We start from the raw sequence: 13,208 nt of genomic DNA on the forward strand, positions 1-13,208 counted from the left end.
GGTTGGGAAAAATGAATAGAACTCAGGTTGTTGAATTGCTTCAGGTAAATTACCAAGCAATTAAAGAGGGAAAAGGGAAATGGTTTGATAAACGTGTTGCTTATATGATAGCACGCTCATTTGTATCTAAGGATCGACGATTCTCAGATACAGATTATCGCTCTATGGAAGAAACGCTTCAAAGCGAATTAACATTTTTTAATGTCTTAGGACAACCTATGAGAGGGATGTTAGTAGGCATGTTATTAGCAAATGGTAAAACGAAAGAGTTGGATATTCATATTCTGATTGCCGATTATCACCGTTTACGCGATGCTGGTTTTTATCTTTCATCGTATTCTTATTTCTCAGCTTATTTACTGCAATTTGTAGAAACGGCTGAAAAAGAATTCGTTGTACGAAGAGGACGGGAAATTTTTGAGGAATTAAAAAAGCATCACTATTTTCTTACAGGAGCAGAAGATGGCGCTATTGCTATTTCTTTATCTCAACAAACTGAACTTGAACATTTGTCTGCCAAACAAGTTGGTGATTTGGTAGAGTCTTATTATCAAGCTTTAAATAACTATGGTTTCCGAAAGTCGAATCATTTACAGTTTGCGGCTGCTACAGCAGCAATGTTAACGGGCTCTTTCTCACATGATCTACTTGATCGGATAGATTACTTGATCGATTCATTAAAAAGACTAGGTATTCGATCGAAACCAGAATTTTATAATAGCATTGTTACTTTAGCCTTTTTAGATTCATTAAAAGGCGTAGACTTTCTAGCATTAGGAGATTATTTAGATCTTCTTGAAGAAAAAACGAATCTACTTTTTTATAAAGATTTTCGACAATCAATGGCTCTAGGCTTGTTGATCAATGAAGAGATGCATTTTTTACCTTCTGATAACTTAACTGTATCAGCTCTAACTATCACCATGATGATGGCTCAAGAACAAGCTGCAGTCACGGCAGCTATTGCAGCATCAGTATCAGCAGCAAATTCAAGTTCTTAAAAAACGAATTTGGCTAGACAAATCTGCGTTTAACCTTTACAATAAGAAAGGCTTTTAAACAACATTTTCGTTAAGCATAGAATAAATGGTGAGACAAAAGTAGCTGCTTACTAGACTTATAGAAGGCATAATACTTTTGTCCCAACCTTTTTAAGATAGGAGGACACAATATGTCCATGTTTTTAGATCAGGTAACAATCGATGTCAAAGCTGGTAAGGGTGGAGACGGAATGGTTGCCTTTCGTAGAGAAAAATATGTACCAGACGGCGGGCCTGCCGGAGGTGATGGTGGTCAAGGAGGAGATGTAATTCTTGTTGTAGAAGAAGGATTGCGTACCTTGATGGATTTTCGTTTTAACCGTCATTTTAAAGCACAACCAGGTGAAAATGGAATGAGTAAAGGAATGCATGGCCGCGGGTCAGAAAATACATTTGTAAAAGTTCCACCAGGTACAACGGTTCGTGATGCTGAGACAGGTACTTTAATTGGAGATTTGATTGAAAATGGTCAAATGTTGACTGTAGCTAAGGGCGGACGTGGCGGACGCGGCAATATTCGTTTTGCTTCTGCTAAAAATCCAGCTCCTGAAATTGCTGAAAATGGCGAACCTGGTCAAGAAAGAAAAATCGAATTAGAATTAAAAGTTTTAGCTGATGTTGGGTTAGTTGGATTCCCATCTGTTGGAAAATCTACTTTATTATCTGTGATTTCATCCGCTAGACCTAAAATTGGCGCCTACCACTTTACAACATTAGTTCCTAACCTTGGAATGGTGTCAACAAGTGATGGACGAAGCTTTGCCGCAGCAGATTTGCCTGGATTGATCGAAGGAGCCTCTCAAGGGGTGGGACTTGGTACTCAGTTTTTACGTCATATCGAACGAACTAGAGTTATTTTACATGTCATCGATATGAGTGGGATGGAAGGACGCGATCCCTACGAAGACTATCTAGCTATTAACAAAGAGTTAGCGTCTCATAATATGCGTTTAATGGAGAGACCACAAATTATCGTAGCAAATAAAATGGATATGCCAGAAGCAGAAGAGAATTTAAAAAAATTCAAAGAACAAATCGAAAAAGAACGAACAGATGAGTATGCAGATCGTTTACCGATTTTTCCAATCTCTGGGGTTTCACGTAAAGGAATTGAGCCTTTGCTTAATGCAACAGCTGATTTAATCGATGTAACGCCTGAATTCCCATTGTATGAAGAAGAAATCATAGAAGATACTGTTCATTATGGTTTCCAACCAGATGGCCCAGAATTTACAATTGATCGTGATCCAGATGCGACATGGATTCTATCAGGAGAGTCTTTAGAGAGACTATTCCAAATGACTAACTTTGAACATGATGAAAGTGTGATGCGATTTGCACGTCAATTACGTGGTATGGGAATTGATGAAGCACTGCGCGCTCGTGGAGCAAAAGATGGAGATATCGTCCGAATCGGAGAATACGAATTTGAATTTGTAGAGTAATCAAATGAGAGAAGAGCTGATGTATCTATTAGCTCTTTTTTGTGAGTTTCAATAGTGAATTTATTCACAATGAGAAGGCTATTCTTTACAAAGAAGAAAATAGGGCTAATTTACTTGTTCTTATTCATTATCAGCACCCAGATATAAGCGATTTTCTACTGGACTTTCTAGAATAATTGAACTTTTTACATTGGCAAATTGCATCCAATTTGCCAATAAATTTTTCATTTCAGTTGTGTTTGTTACAGTTGCCTTCACTAAATAATTGACTTCACCACTTACAATATGGACTTCATTTACGTAAGGATTATTTTTTAATTGTTTTAAGGTTTTTTCAACAGGTAGAGTCACTTGACTCAATTCTGTAAAAAAAGTAATGGTTTGTTTGATCTGCTCCATTGAGACTTGGATCGTAAAATTGGTGATGATACCTTTTTCCACGAGCTTATCGATTCGTTCTTTTACACTAGGGCGGCTCAGGTTGACTTTTTGGGAAAGCTCTACAATCGAAATTCGAGAATTTTCATGGAGAATCCGCAAAAGTTTGTGGTCAGTTTTATCCAATGGTCTACCTCCTTAAAATGGTTGTATTCAGAACTATTTTGTATGTTTCATTATAGAGGAAAAAAGTAGCCTTTTCCAGAAGAATTTGACTTTACATAAGATTAATTGATCGACTAATCCATTGCATAGATTTCAGATTGTAAAAATAATTGGCATACTTTTACTAAATCGAAAAGAAAACGCTTACTATTCATTCATATTTTTATATACAAAAAAACGAAAAATTCGTTATGATTAACTTATCTTAAGATGACGTGATCATTTACTAGTAGATGCGTTGTTTCTTCAATCTAAAAAGACAGACCGAAAAGGAGCGTTCTTTATGGTAAGAAACAGATGGTTAAAATTTTTGTTATTGTATCTAGGTGGAGTAATTGTCTCTTTAAGTCAATTAAAATTGGTTCCGATCCAAAATGAATTAGGTCAAACTCTAGGTGTAAGTCTTTCTTTAGTATCATGGTTAATGTCGATTTTTACGGTTTCCGGAATTTTTCTAGCAATTCCTGGAGGGACGTTGGTCACGCGATTTGGCCCTAAAAAATTATTAATGGGATTGATGGGTTGTTTAGCGATCGGCAATGTTTGGGGTGCGTTCACTCATGATTTTTGGTCATTATTGATTTCAAGGGCCATTGAAGGGATTTCGTTTTCAATGATCATTATGGTTGGGATCGTCTTAATCAATTTTTGGTTTAAAGAGGGGAATAGCGGGATTGCAACGGGGATTTGGGGAACTTTTTCAGCATTAGGTTCAATGTTAGCGATGAATCTATTTAAACCCTTGTCACAGGCTTACGGCTTACGTTCACTTTGGTTAGTTATCGCAGGAGTATCATTATTATTGTTATGTCTGTATCTCTTCTTATTAGATGAACCAACGAGTCGATCGGTTGCCAAAGAAAAAAAGGGTTCATTCAAAAAAGCGATTGAAAATAAGGCGATTTGGTGGTTAGCGCTCGCTCAAGGTTGTATGGCGTTTATCTTATTCGCTTTTATCAATCTTTATCCACAGATTTATATCCAACAATACGGACTATCAGAAGTACTAGCCAATCGTTATACTGGTTATTTCGGATTATTTGGAATCCCATTTGGTGCTTTAGCGGGTTACTTGATCGATAAAACAAAAAAAGGAAAGATGATTATTTTTTGTTCATTTGTATTGATGTTAGTCGCCACACTATGGATGGGCTTTTTATCCAGTAATTTCACGTTTATAGCACAACTCTTTGCACTTTCAGCTGGAGCGAGTCTAGCTTCTTCTTGTGTGATGATTTTAGCGCCAAAAGTAGTAAAACAAGAGCAATTGATTGGCGCGAGTATTTCTTTTATCAATCTATTTTATTATGTCGGAATTTTTATAGGAACTCCGCTTGTTACAAAAGTGAGTGAATCAAGTGAATCTTGGTCAATGGCTATTTATTTACTTGGTGGTGTAGGACTACTCGCGGTATTCGCAATTTTGGGATTCATTAAAATAAGTAAAAAGAATGAGAATTTGTTGGTGTAATTCAACTTGTAAACAGGGAAGTGTTTTCGTTCTAAGGAAAGACTTCTTTTAAATAAAAAATCAAAACTTGGAAGGTGACGAATGATGGAAAGAAACTTTCGGACAGATTTAGCATTTGCGCAAGAATTAGATGAGAAAGATCCACTTAGAAATATCAGAGATCGCTTTTATGTTCAGCCAGGTGAAATATACATGGATGGTAATTCTCTTGGACTAGCTTCTAAAGATGCTGAAAAAGCCTTACTAAATATGATGGATATTTGGAAAAAGGAAGGTATCAAATTGTGGGATGGTTTGTTTCATTATGCAGGTAAATTAGGAGAGTTATCGGCACCACTGATCAATGCGTACCCAGAAGAAGTTGTGATTACAGGTAGTACAACAATTAATATCCATCAATGTATCAGTACTTTATACAAACCAACGAAAGAACGCTACAAAATTTTAGTTGATGATTTGAATTTTCCGACAGACCGTTATGCGATTGACAGTCAAGTTCGATTAAGAGGATATGATCCTAAAGACGCTGTGAAAGTGGTAAAAAGTGCTGATGGACGTTTGATTGATGAATCTTCGATTATCGAAGCGATGACAGAGGATGTAGCAATTATTTTATTACCAACTGTTTTGTATCGTAGTTCGCAAGTTTTAGATATGAAACGGGTAACAAAAGCAGCGCATCAAAGAGGAATTTTAATAGGTTGGGATTTGTGTCATGCGATTGGCGCAATACCAATGGATTTTAAAGATGTAGATCCTGATTTTGCTGTGTGGTGTACGTATAAATATTTATCTGCTGGTCCTGGATCTATCGCCGGACTTTATATGAATCAGAAGCATTTTAAAGAAGCACCAGGTTTAGCTGGTTGGTGGGGCAATAAGGATGATACTCAGTTTGAACTGAAACATGAATTTGAGCACCAACATGATGCGAGTGGCTGGCAAATTGGTTCTCCGAGCTTCTTGGCAATGGCCCCATTAGAAGGTACACTAGGGATTTTCAATGAAGTAGGGATGGATAAGATTCGTGAAAAATCACTATCGATTACTGCGTATCTAATGTATCTGATCGATGAAAAACTTGCGAAATATGGTTATGCTGTTGGAAATCCTCGTGAAGATAGTAAGCGAGGCGGTCATGTTTGTTTAGAACACGATGAAGCTTATCGAATTTGTAAGGCGTTAAAAGTAGCAAATATCATTCCATATTTCAGAGAACCAAATGTTATTCGTTTAGCGCCTATTGCTTTATATAACACCTATGAAGAAGTATACACATTGGTTGAAACTTTAGAAGACATCGCCATCAATAAAAAATATCAACAGTTCAGTAACGAACGAACATTAGTCGTATAAAATAAATCAGTGAGGTGAAAATCATGCGTATCGGTATTCCAAAAGAAATCAAAAACAATGAAAACAGAGTAGCTATTACACCAGCTGGCGTTGTTAGCTTGATCAACAATGGTCACCAAGTAGTGGTAGAAAGTTCAGCTGGTATTGGTTCAGGTTTTACGGATCAAGAATTTGAAGATGTAGGCGCTGAAATTGAAACGGATGTTGCTGCAGTTTGGCAATCTGATATGGTTATAAAAGTGAAAGAACCATTAAAACAAGAATTTCAGTATTTTCACGATGACTTGATTTTATTCACCTATCTTCATCTAGCACCAGAACCTGAATTGACCGACTCTTTGATCGAAAACAATGTGACTGCTGTTGCTTATGAAACGATGAGTCTCAATCATACCCTGCCGTTGTTGACACCGATGAGCGAAGTTGCAGGTCGAATGTCCGTACAAGTCGGGGCACAGTTTTTAGAAAAGCCGAAAGGTGGAGAAGGCATTTTACTTTTTGGTGTTCCTGGTGTTGAAAGAGGGAAAGTGGTTATTATAGGTGGCGGCGTAGCAGGAACAAATGCCGCCAAAATTGCTATTGGTCTAGGGGCCAAAGTAACAATCTTAGATGTTAATCCTAATCGATTAGCTGAACTAGATGATCTTTTTGGAAATAATGTACAAACATTGATCTCTAATGCCTACCATATTGAGAAAAAAGTAAAAGAAGCGGATGTGGTGATAGGAGCAGTCCTGATCCCAGGAGCCAAAGCACCGAAACTTGTCACTGAAGAAATGGTCAAACAAATGAAACCAGGTGCTGTTATTGTCGATATTGCAATTGATCAAGGTGGAATTTTTGAAACGACAGATCAAATCACCACACATGATAATCCAACTTATGTTAAGCATGGCGTTGTTCATTACGCTGTAGCAAACATGCCTGGAGCAGTTCCTAGAACCTCTACATTTGCCTTGACGAATGCTACGATTCCATATGCTGTTACGATCGCTAACAAAGGGATTGTACGTGCAGCAAAAGAAAATGAAACTGTCTCAACAGGGATCAATACGTATAAAAAGCACTTAACTATGGAGGCTGTAGCAAAAGATCAAAACAAGGAGTATACCCCGGTATTAGAGCTATTAAACTAAATTGAATACGTTCTTCGAGTCATCCTATCACTGAGTGAGTTTGTTATTCAGTAATAGGATGACTTTTTCTTTCTCCCTTTAAGGTTCGTTTATGTTTTCTTTTATATACTGAATTTAGTCAAAGGAGGAGATAGAATGGTTAAACTAAAAAACAGTTTTCAACGAAAAGAAAAAAAATATGCACTGACTAACATCGTGTACCAACAATTAAAGAGAAAATTACAGCCTTACATGGAAGAGGATGAATATGGATTACACACCATTATTTCTATCTATTTTGATACAGAAAATTATGAGATGATTCGAAACTCCATCGCAAAGCCAGTTTATAAAGAAAAATTCCGCATTAGAAGTTATGGTCTTCCAAACGAAGATAGCACTGTTTTTCTTGAAATAAAAAAGAAAGTCAGTGGTGTGGTTTATAAAAGGAGAGTAGCATTGCCTTATCGCACAGCAAAAAAATATCTTAAAAAACCTCATTCATTTCAGTTGAAAACTACAAAAGATCAACAAATCAAACAAGAAATAGATTGGTTGTTCGCTCGAAAAAGATTAGAACCTAAAGTGATGATTGCTTACGATCGAAGAGCGTTATTTGCGTCAGAAAATGAAGATTTTCGGATTACTTTTGATTTTAATATTCGCTACCGAAAAGAACAATTAAGTCATACATTAGATGATCATGGCGATAGAGTAGCACCAGAAATTGACGTTTTAATGGAAGTCAAAGCATTAGGAGCTTATCCAGTATGGTTTTCAGAAATCTTAGGAGAACTTGAGATTTATCCAACATCATTTTCAAAATATGCACAAACATACCAACGTTACCTATATTGTAAGGAGGATTTTCAGCATGTTGTCTAGTCTATTAGTGGAAAGTTCAGTTGATTTGTCAATCAAACAACTTTTAGTTTGTATTATTACTTCAGTTTTATTGGGTTTATTAGTCGCTTTTATTCATATGTACAGAAATGTTTATAGCAAAAACTTTGTCATTACTTTAGCTATTCTACCTATTTTAGTTCAATTGGTAATCATGCTAGTCAACGGGAATTTAGGAACAGGTGTTGCTGTTTTAGGTGCATTTAGCTTAATCAGATTCCGTTCAGTTGCTGGTGGAGCTAGAGAAATCACTAGCATTTTTTGGTCAATGGGGATTGGTCTTGCTACAGGAATGGGCTATGTTAGTTATATTGTATTATTTTCTTTGATTATTGCCATTTTCTTACTGCTTTTAAATACGATTCATTTTGGCGAAAAACAAAAAATTTCTGAAAGGGAAGTAAAGATCACGATTCCCGAGGATTTAGATTACCCAGGTCTATTTGATGACTTATTTCAGCAGTACACTTATTCAGCTAGTCTAGACTCAGTAAAAACAACTAACATGGGTAGTTTATATGAACTTCGATATCGAATCACTCTAAAAGATAATACAAGAGAAAAAGAGCTAATGGATGCTATACGCATAAGAAATGGGAATTTGACGATTGTTTCTGGGAAAGTTTCAACGAATAGAGAAGAATTGTAGGTGGATAAAATGAAAATAAATAAATTTGGTTTAACAGCATTAACAATTTTACTCATTCTATTTACTGGATGTGCTAAAGAAGAAACAAACAGTCTGACAACTGCAAATTCAAGTAAAGAACAAAGTGTGTCAGTTCAAGAGGCTAAAAAAACATCTGAAACAAAATATGGTAAATACGATGACGAAGATTTTGATGAGAGTTATGACGAAAAAACAGCAACCAAAATTGAGCTGATAGATTCCGGCAGCAAAATTGAAGGTTCAGGCGTATCTGAAAAAGATAATACGCTTTCTATCACAGCAGGCGGGACGTATATTTTAACTGGTAGTTACAACGGACAAATAAAAATCGTAGCGAATGACGAAACAGTCCACCTAATATTAAATACTGTTACAATCACCAATGACACATCATCTGCAATTTATGTTCAGCAGGCTAAAAAAGTAATCACAACACTAGCTGAAAATTCGGAAAATAGCCTTTCAGATGGAAATAAATACAATTTCACTTCTACAGAAGAAACAGAACCTGATGCTACTTTTTTCAGTAAAGATGATTTAACAATCAATGGGACTGGAACTCTAGAAGTTTCTGGTAATTATAGTAACGGTATCCGGAGTAAAGATGATCTAGTTATTACAAACGGAACCATCAATGTAACTGCTAAGAATAATGCTATCAAAGGCAAAGACTCTATCTCAATTGCTGACGGGACTTTCTCTTTAAAAACGACTGAAGGTGACGGGATTCAAGCTAATAACAGTACTGAAACTGACAAAGGCTGGATTGCACTTGATGGCGGAACTTTTACGATTTATTCAGGAAATGATGGTGTTCAGGCTGAAACAAATCTATCCATTGCACAAGCGGATCTTAAAATACAGACGGCCGATGGTTATGAAGAGCAATCGATTGACACAACAGCTAGTTTTAAAGGACTGAAAGCTTCTGGAAATATTGTTATAGATGAGGGAAACTTTGATTTTAATACAGCGGATGATGCAATCCATTCAAATGCTGCTATTTCAATCAACAATGGTACGTTTAAATTAGCAAGTGGCGATGACGGGATTCATGCTGATACAGATTTGCTGATCAACAATGGAACAATCAATATAGACCATTCTTATGAGGGATTAGAAGGGGCCTCAGTTATAATCAATGATGGAGATATTACTGTCAATGCTTCAGATGATGGAATCAATGCTGCAGGAGGAAGTTCTGATGAAGCAGATCAAGAAGGGCGGTTTGGTGCAGATTCATTTGGTGAACCAGGCACTGGTACCAGACAACCTGGCGAAGCTTTAGATAGTACTAAATTTATAGAAGTAAATGGTGGGACTATCTATGTAAATGCCGATGGCGACGGAATCGATAGTAATGGTGATGTTCGGATGACTGCTGGAACGTTGATCGTCAATGGACCAACAGACAACGGAAATGCAGCACTAGATTATGATGGAAGCTTTACGATGGATGGTGGTATTCTTGCTGCAAGCGGCAGCTCGGGTATGGCAATGAGTGCTAGTGACATTTCCTCACAAGCGACATTGAGTCTTTACTTTGACGATACTCAAAAAGAAGGAACTTTAGTTAATTTGAGCAATAGAGCAGGAGATACAATTCTTTCATTTGCACCAGAAAAGAGTTTTTCACATATTACTATTAGCTCACCTGAGTTAATAGTAGATGAAACTGTGACTTTATTCACTGGCGGTAAGGACTCTGGCATGGAAAAAAATGGATTGTACAGTGATAGTAACTATTCAAGTGGAACAGAACTTGCCAAAATTTCAATCGAGGATGTGCTGACTTCAGTAGACCAAACCGGTGCAGAAGTTTCCGGCAACCAAATGGGCGGCGGCCCTGGAGGTCAACCACCTAAATAATTGATTTTCATTGCGTTTATAGCTAGTTTATTGATAGAATAAGAGTATCAAATAGAACGAGGTGGTTATATGTCTAAGCGAGTTATTATTATGCATTTTGAAGTAGAGAGTCAAGCTTACCAAGCATTTTCAGAAATAAAGAAATTGTATGTGGAACAAAAAATCAAGGGCGAACAAATGGCGGTAGTAACCCATGTAAACGATGGTGTACACCAATTTAAAATTGATGATTTTATTGACTTTACAGGCAATAACCATACTGCAAAAAATAGTATGATCGGAATGCTGATCGGCATATTAGGAGGACCCTTGGGAATTTTACTTGGTTGGTTTGCAGGAAGTTTATTCGGAGCTTCTCAAGATGCTAAAGAAATCCAAGGCGCTCAGACCGTCTTTGAACACGTAACAAAGCAAATTGGTGACGGAGAAACAGGATTGATCTTGATTGCTGAGGAAGAGGATAATCGTCCGTTAAATCAATTAATCATGAACGAATTAGGCGGAGAAATTACCCGTTTAGATTTTGAAGATGTAGAAAAAGAAATTACAGATGCCAAAGCTGTAGAAAAAGAAACAAAAGATTCAGCTGAAAAATCTTGGCAAGATAAAAAACAAGATTCCGATGATAAAAATGAACATTAGTCGATCATCAGTGGCAAAATAAATAAACTAGAAGACGTGACAGAAACTATTTCTACACGTCTTCTTTTTTGATTATAAGGATGTGAAAGTAAGTGCTGAAACTGTTATTAGTAGAAGATGATGAGATCCTATCAGATAGTATTTTAGAGATTCTATCTGAACTCGGTGAAATTGTTCAAGTTTATGATGGAGAAGAGGCGTTATACGAAGGAGAACGTGGGATCTATGATTTGATCGTTTTGGATTTGATGTTGCCTTCAATGTCTGGTGAACAGATCTTAACAGCTTTAAGAAAGAAAAATATATATACACCTGTTTTGATATTAACTGCTAAAGATGATCTGGAAGATAAAGTTAATGGGTTTAAAAATGGCGGAGATGATTATCTGACCAAACCGTTCCACCGAGAAGAACTATTGTTACGCGTTCAGGCACTTGCACGACGTGCTCTAGGAATGAATGGGAAAAATGAACTAATCGTTAGTAAGTTACGTTTAGATCTTGATAACCGTCAAGCAAGCTTTAATGGCAATGAATTAACACTTCAGGGAAAAGAATTCGATCTATTGCATTATTTGATGCAAAACAAGGGACGAATTATTACGAAAGATCAATTATTTGATCGAATTTGGGGGTTTCAGTCTGACACAACATTAACAGTTGTAGAGGTTTATATGAGTAATCTGAGAAAAAATTTGAAACCATGGGGAATCGATCATTGGATTAGAACTTTACGAAATGTTGGCTATCTCTTTGAAGTACCGGAGGGACAGGACCATGAATAAGCAACTAAGTAAAAAGCAACGAGTTAATTATTTCTTGATGAACTTAATTTCATTTGCAAGTATTTTTTTGATATTAGGTTTGATCGTTTTTCAATTAGTTCAAACGTCTATGTACCAAACTGTGGATCATGATTTGCAACGACTTGCTGATGATCAAAAATTTTTACAACATCAATTAACGAAATCCCAGCAAGTGCAAGACAATTCACGTCCACTAGGCAAGTTAGACACACCACCTCCAAACAATTTTCAACAACAGGTGATTCTTTGGACCAAAGAAGGCAAAATAGCCAACAAAGCTGAGTTAGGCTCTCGTTATTACGATTTTCAAAACTTAACGTTATCAACTAAAAATTTACATAACATTAGTAGTATCCAAACAAATGACAGTAACGGTCGTTCTTTACACTTTCACTCGATCACACTACCTGTAGAAAATCAAGATCAAATAGCCTATATTCAACTTTTAGTGAACACAGATCCAATCAAAGGGACTGTTGAACAGTTTAAGCAAATACTGATCATTTGTATGATTATTTTCGGTTTATTATCGATTGCTTTAAGTTATTTCCTTTCAAAATGGTTTATGAAACCTATATTGACTTCCTGGAAAAAACAACAGGAATTTGTTGAAAATGCTTCTCATGAGTTAAGAACACCGCTAACGATCATTCAAGCGAAGCTGGAACGATTATTTACTAAGCCAAACCATACAATTTTAGAAGAATCAGAAACAATTGCTTTATCACTTGACGAGGTTCAACGTTTAAGCCAATTAACAAGTGATTTGCTCTTACTGGCTCGTTCGGATTCCAATTCATTGACTCTGGAAAAAGAACCTGTGAAAATCAATCCTTTTTTGAATACGGTGCTTATGCCTTATCAAGAATTAGCTGTAGCAGAAGGAAAAGAATTTCTTATTGATTTAGGGGAAGATCAACAACTCGTTTTCGATAAAAAAAGAATGCATCAACTACTGATCATTTTGTTGGATAACGCACTAAAATATACTGTAGCTGGTGAAAAAATAGTCGTTTTTTCAAGTGTAAAAAATAATCAATGGCTCATTAAAATCAGCGACACTGGGATTGGCATTAGTGAAGAGAAAAAAACGGCGGTCTTTGAACGCTTCTATCGTGTAGAAGAATCAAGAAATCGAAAAACAGGCGGTTACGGCATTGGTCTTGCAATTGCAAAATGGATCGTGGATGAACACCAAGGAAAAATCGAATTGAAAGATACAACACCAAAAGGAACAACAGTGGTTCTGCGTTTTCCTATAAAATAAATATTATTTGCTAAAGCGACG

General features: G+C 36.4%; 12 protein-coding genes. 11 read left to right on the forward strand and 1 reads right to left on the reverse strand.

The features are described from left to right. Window positions 1-11 precede the first annotated feature (11 nt). The gene (locus AC4BB7_RS08760) at window positions 12-1,001 is read left to right on the forward strand and encodes a DUF4003 family protein (RefSeq protein ID WP_490485101.1); all 990 of its coding nucleotides are present in this window, start codon (window positions 12-14) and stop codon (window positions 999-1,001) included. A 170-nt stretch (window positions 1,002-1,171) separates the two neighbouring features. Beyond that, complete coding sequence (gene obgE, locus AC4BB7_RS08765; protein WP_490485102.1) at window positions 1,172-2,485, forward strand: GTPase ObgE; 1,314 nt, start codon at window positions 1,172-1,174, stop codon at window positions 2,483-2,485. Between the two features lie 120 nt (window positions 2,486-2,605). On the opposite strand, the gene AC4BB7_RS08770 is transcribed toward obgE, so the two are convergent. Beyond that, entirely contained in the window at window positions 2,606-3,049 is a 444-nt protein-coding gene (locus tag AC4BB7_RS08770) for an Lrp/AsnC family transcriptional regulator (RefSeq protein ID WP_490485103.1), read from the reverse strand. Between the two features lie 322 nt (window positions 3,050-3,371). On the opposite strand from AC4BB7_RS08770, the gene AC4BB7_RS08775 reads away from it, so the two are divergent. The 9 genes from AC4BB7_RS08775 (at window position 3,372) to AC4BB7_RS08815 (ending at window position 13,187) form a co-directional block, all read left to right on the forward strand. Further along, window positions 3,372-4,559 (forward strand): MFS transporter, encoded by a 1,188-nt coding sequence (locus tag AC4BB7_RS08775; RefSeq protein ID WP_490485104.1) that lies wholly within the window; start codon window positions 3,372-3,374, stop codon window positions 4,557-4,559. An 81-nt stretch (window positions 4,560-4,640) separates the two neighbouring features. Next, window positions 4,641-5,915 carry a kynureninase gene (gene kynU, locus AC4BB7_RS08780; protein WP_490485105.1) on the forward strand — a complete coding sequence of 425 codons (1,275 nt, stop codon included), beginning with the start codon at window positions 4,641-4,643 and terminating at the stop codon, window positions 5,913-5,915. 23 nt (window positions 5,916-5,938) lie between these two features. Continuing rightward, entirely contained in the window at window positions 5,939-7,051 is a 1,113-nt protein-coding gene (gene ald / locus AC4BB7_RS08785; protein ID WP_086313033.1) for an alanine dehydrogenase, read from the forward strand. Window positions 7,052-7,186: 135 nt separating this feature from the next. Next, complete coding sequence (locus tag AC4BB7_RS08790) at window positions 7,187-7,915, forward strand: polyphosphate polymerase domain-containing protein (protein ID WP_490482773.1); 729 nt, start codon at window positions 7,187-7,189, stop codon at window positions 7,913-7,915. After that, window positions 7,905-8,582 carry a DUF4956 domain-containing protein gene (locus AC4BB7_RS08795; RefSeq protein WP_086313035.1) on the forward strand — a complete coding sequence of 226 codons (678 nt, stop codon included), beginning with the start codon at window positions 7,905-7,907 and terminating at the stop codon, window positions 8,580-8,582. The genes AC4BB7_RS08790 and AC4BB7_RS08795 overlap by 11 nt, the downstream gene beginning before the upstream one ends. A gap of 9 nt (window positions 8,583-8,591) precedes the next feature. Beyond that, window positions 8,592-10,472: a carbohydrate-binding domain-containing protein gene (locus tag AC4BB7_RS08800; protein ID WP_490482774.1), complete on the forward strand. Its 1,881-nt coding sequence runs from the start codon at window positions 8,592-8,594 to the stop codon at window positions 10,470-10,472. Window positions 10,473-10,541: 69 nt separating this feature from the next. Beyond that, the gene (locus AC4BB7_RS08805) at window positions 10,542-11,114 is read left to right on the forward strand and encodes a DUF1269 domain-containing protein (RefSeq protein ID WP_086313037.1); all 573 of its coding nucleotides are present in this window, start codon (window positions 10,542-10,544) and stop codon (window positions 11,112-11,114) included. A gap of 92 nt (window positions 11,115-11,206) precedes the next feature. Further along, window positions 11,207-11,899: a response regulator transcription factor gene (locus AC4BB7_RS08810; protein WP_490482775.1), complete on the forward strand. Its 693-nt coding sequence runs from the start codon at window positions 11,207-11,209 to the stop codon at window positions 11,897-11,899. Then, window positions 11,892-13,187, forward strand: a complete 1,296-nt coding sequence (locus tag AC4BB7_RS08815; protein WP_490482776.1) for a sensor histidine kinase — start codon at window positions 11,892-11,894, stop codon at window positions 13,185-13,187. Before AC4BB7_RS08810 ends, AC4BB7_RS08815 begins: the two co-directional genes overlap by 8 nt. The last annotated feature ends 21 nt before the right edge of the window (window positions 13,188-13,208 follow it).

This window comes from Enterococcus sp. AAFC-DPL-5182 (assembly GCF_058216605.1).

Coding starts and splice junctions, on each gene's coding strand:
- AC4BB7_RS08800 (WP_490482774.1), top strand. CDS start 8,592: ATGAAAATAAATAAATTTGGTTTAACAGCATTAACAATTTTACTCATT.
- AC4BB7_RS08775 (WP_490485104.1), top strand. CDS start 3,372: ATGGTAAGAAACAGATGGTTAAAATTTTTGTTATTGTATCTAGGTGGA.
- ald (WP_086313033.1), top strand. CDS start 5,939: ATGCGTATCGGTATTCCAAAAGAAATCAAAAACAATGAAAACAGAGTA.
- AC4BB7_RS08815 (WP_490482776.1), top strand. CDS start 11,892: ATGAATAAGCAACTAAGTAAAAAGCAACGAGTTAATTATTTCTTGATG.
- kynU (WP_490485105.1), top strand. CDS start 4,641: ATGATGGAAAGAAACTTTCGGACAGATTTAGCATTTGCGCAAGAATTA.
- obgE (WP_490485102.1), top strand. CDS start 1,172: ATGTCCATGTTTTTAGATCAGGTAACAATCGATGTCAAAGCTGGTAAG.
- AC4BB7_RS08795 (WP_086313035.1), top strand. CDS start 7,905: ATGTTGTCTAGTCTATTAGTGGAAAGTTCAGTTGATTTGTCAATCAAA.
- AC4BB7_RS08805 (WP_086313037.1), top strand. CDS start 10,542: ATGTCTAAGCGAGTTATTATTATGCATTTTGAAGTAGAGAGTCAAGCT.
- AC4BB7_RS08760 (WP_490485101.1), top strand. CDS start 12: ATGAATAGAACTCAGGTTGTTGAATTGCTTCAGGTAAATTACCAAGCA.
- AC4BB7_RS08790 (WP_490482773.1), top strand. CDS start 7,187: ATGGTTAAACTAAAAAACAGTTTTCAACGAAAAGAAAAAAAATATGCA.